We start from the raw sequence: 3,721 nt of genomic DNA, 5'->3' as shown, positions 1-3,721 counted from the left end.
CCCGCCTGACAGACCGGGACCAGGCGACGCAGAACCGTGCCGCCGCACTGGGCCCGGCGCGGGATAAACGCCGCGTGCCGATGAGGCAGGCTTGCTGTCCGCTACAAACCTGACTACGTCAATGGATCACTGCCCGCTGCAAACCTGACTCCGTGAACGGATCAGGCACCGGGGTGAACGGGGCAGACCTGACGGGAACCCACCCGGTCACCGCCGGACCGGGACTTCGCCGGCGAGGCGGTGACTCCGATTCGGCCAGCGAGGTGTTCCGTCCGCTGACGGCAGGTGTCGCCAACTCGGCCACGCCCGCCCCGATCCGTTTGCGTAGTCAGGTTCGTAGCGTCTGATGCCTGAAGCGCTACCTCGCCCGCGAGCTATACCAGATCATCACATCACCACCATAGGAGCATCCGCCTGACCCACCGCCCCACGACCCCACGCATCCCGCGCGCGCCTCGCGTGCCGGACGCGGTTTGCGGTGGTGCCGTCGCTTCGGGACCGGCAGGAACGGCGAACGGCCGCCGTACCCCTCGGGTACGGCGGCCGTGGTGCGCAGTCAGTGTCAGCGCTGTCCGGCGCTGGTGTCCTCCTGGTAGCTGGCGCCACCGTCGGACTCGCCGGTCAGCGGCTTGGCGCCGCCCTCGGGCGGGCCGGCCAGGGTCTGGCCGGCGGCCAGTTCCGGGAACTTGTAGTCGAAGGCCGGCCGCTCGGAGCGGATCCGCGGCATCCGGTCGAAGTTGCGCAGCGGCGGCGGGCAGCTGGTGGCCCACTCCAGCGAGTTGCCGTGGCCCCACGGATCCTCGACCTCGACGATCGGGCCGGTCTTGTACGACTTCCAGCAGTTCCAGATGAACGGCAGGGTCGAGACGCCGGTGATGAACGCGCCGACCGTGGAGATCATGTTCAGCGTGGTGAAGCCGTCGACGGGCTGGTAGTCGGCGTACCGACGCGGCATGCCCTCGGCGCCCAGCCAGTGCTGCACCAGGAACGTGGTGTGGAAGCCGATCATCGTGAGCCAGAAGTGGATCTTGCCCAGTCGTTCGTCGAGCATCCGGCCGAACATCTTCGGGAACCAGAAGTAGATGCCGGCGAAGACGGCGAACACGATGGTGCCGAAGAGCACGTAGTGGAAGTGCGCCACCACGAAGTAGTTGTCGTGCAGGTGGAAGTCGAGCGGCGGGCTGGCCAGCAGCACACCGGTGAGACCGCCGAAGAGGAAGGTCACCAGGAAGCCGACCGCGAAGAGCATCGGCGTCTCGAAGGTGATCTGCCCCCGCCACATGGTGCCGATCCAGTTGAAGAACTTCATGCCGGTCGGCACGGCGATCAGGTAGCTCAGGAAGCTGAAGAACGGCAGCAGCACCTGGCCGGTGGCGAACATGTGGTGCGCCCACACGCTCATCGACAGGGCGGCGATGGCGATGGTGGCGCCGACCAGGCCCTTGTAACCGAAGATCGGCTTGCGGGAGAAGACCGGGATGATCTCGGTGATGATGCCGAAGAACGGCAGCGCGATGATGTAGACCTCGGGGTGGCCGAAGAACCAGAACAGGTGCTGCCAGAGCATCGGCCCGCCGGTGGCCGGGTCGTACACGTGGGCACCGAGCAGCCGGTCCGCGGCGAGCGCGAAGAGCGCCGCGGCGAGCAGCGGGAAGACCAGGATCGCCAGGAGGCTGGTGACCAGCATGTTCCAGGTGAAGATCGGCATCCGGAACATGGTCATGCCGGGGGCGCGCAGGGTCAGGATCGTGGTGATCAGGTTGACCGCGCCGAGGATGGTGCCCAGACCGGAGACGGCCAGCCCGACGACCCACATGTTCGCGCCCACGCCGGGCGAGTGCTCGACGCTGCTCAGCGGGGTGTAGGCGGTCCAACCGAAGTCCGCCGCGCCACCCGGGGTGAGGAAACCGGCCGTCGCCATGGTGCCGCCGAACAGGTACAGCCAGTAGGCGAACGCGTTCAGCCGGGGGAACGAGACGTCGGGCGCACCGATCTGCAGCGGCACCACGTAGTTCGCGAACGCGAACACGATCGGCGTCGCGAAGAACAGCAACATGATCGTGCCGTGCATGGTGAACAGCTGGTTGTACTGCTCCGGCGACAGGAACTGCATCCCCGGCCGCGCCAGCTCGGCCCGCATGATCAGCGCCATCAGGCCACCGATCATGAAGAACACGAACGCGGTGACCATGTACATGATCCCGATCTGCTTCGCGTCCGTGGAGCGCAGCAGCCGCGCGATGGCCGACCCCTTGACCGGCTCTCGGACCGGCCATGGCCGGGTCACGACCGGCTTGGGTGCGACGGTGGTCACGAATGGCCTCCGGTTCTCGGTTGTCCCGCTCGGCGCGCACCTGTCAGCTGCGAGCCGTCATCCGCAAGGAGGATAGTCCCCGGCAGGTGGCAGCGCCGCCGGGGGTCGTCGGGCAGTATGGTGGGCTGCCCTCACAGCGGGCCGAGAAGCAACCGGTAGTGCTCGCGGAAGATCCGATCGCCGCGTCCGCGCAGCAGCGGGTCGCGCAGCGCCGGCGGCACGTCCCGGGTCCGGTTGCGGTCCCGGGTCCGGTCCCGCACCCATCGGGTACGCGGCCGGCGACGACTCTCGTACGCGACCAGCGCCGCCTCGACGCTGCCGGCCGCGGTCAGCGACTCGGCGAGCACCACCGCGTCCTCCAGCGCCATCGCCGCGCCCTGGCTCAGCGTGGGCGCGGTGGCGTGCGCGGCGTCGCCGACCAGCAGCACCCGACCCCGGTACCAGCGCCCCAGCTCGACCTCGTCGGTGAGCCCCACCTGCACCCGGTCGAGCGCCTCCAGCACCGCCGGAACCGGGCCGCCGTAGGAGCCGAAGAGTTCGTGCAGCCGGGCCAGCGGGTCGGCGGGGGGCTTGGTGCCGGCCTCGTCGGCGTACACGTGCAGTCGCCCGGCACCGATCGGCACGACGAGGAAGCCGGCGCGCTGGCCGAGCAGGGCCGTCCAGTCGGCGACCTCCGGGCCGTCCCGGACCACGGCGCGGTAGACCACCTGCCCGGCCGGCTGGGGCGGGCCGCCGAGCGCGGCCAGGGAGCGGACCGCCGAGCGCGGTCCGTCGGCGCCGATGACCAGGTCGTACTCGCCGCCGGTGCCGTCGGTGAAGGTGACCCCGACGCCGGCGGGCAGCAGTTCGACGGCGCTGAGCTCGGCGCCGTGCCGGACGGCACCTCCCGCGCCGCTGAGCAGCACCTGGTACAGGTCGCGGCGGGGCAGCGCGCGACACTCGCCGACCCCGGCCCAGAGCGCGTCGAGATCCACCTCACAGAGCGGTTCGCCGGCCGCGTCGAGGAAACGCTGCCGGTGGATGACCCGGCCGAACGGGCGGACCGGGCCGTCGAGGTCCAGCCGGCGCAGCGCCCGCGCGGCGTTGCCGGGAAGGTAGAGGCCGGCGTCGACGAACTCGTTCGGAGGCAACTTCTCGGTGACGTCCGGGCGGAAGCCGGCCAGGCGCAACGCCCGGGCCACGGCCAGGCCGGCGATGCCCGCGCCGACGACGAGGATGCGCAGGGGAGAGCTGCCACCCATGGTGGTGTACGCCTCCGGAGGGGTTCGGCACGCGTTGGAGGCAAGACACTACTCCGCGCGATCGACGCGCGGTAGACCCGGTCGCCCCTGGCCGCATCCGGTTGCGGTCTTGTTGCAGAAATGTAAATGTGTCGAACTATGGGAGCGCTCCCGCGATCCCCTCCCC

At 69.9% G+C, this 3,721-nt stretch carries 2 protein-coding genes; both read right to left on the bottom strand.

Annotated elements, in window-relative coordinates; all coding sequences use genetic code 11:
* Positions 1-562: 562 nt before the first annotated feature.
* Positions 563-2,314: a cytochrome c oxidase subunit I gene (ctaD, locus tag E1166_RS29855; RefSeq protein WP_132343162.1), complete on the bottom strand. Its 1,752-nt coding sequence runs from the start codon at positions 2,312-2,314 to the stop codon at positions 563-565.
* Between the two features lie 131 nt (positions 2,315-2,445).
* Positions 2,446-3,555 (bottom strand): FAD-dependent monooxygenase, encoded by a 1,110-nt coding sequence (locus tag E1166_RS29850; protein ID WP_132343161.1) that lies wholly within the window; start codon positions 3,553-3,555, stop codon positions 2,446-2,448.
* Positions 3,556-3,721 lie beyond the last annotated feature (166 nt).

It is taken from the genome of Micromonospora sp. KC213 (assembly GCF_004348325.1).
Classification (GTDB): domain Bacteria; phylum Actinomycetota; class Actinomycetes; order Mycobacteriales; family Micromonosporaceae; genus Micromonospora.
Note: the sequence above shows the minus strand (reverse complement) of the source record. Positions and strands in the feature narration are given on the sequence as shown.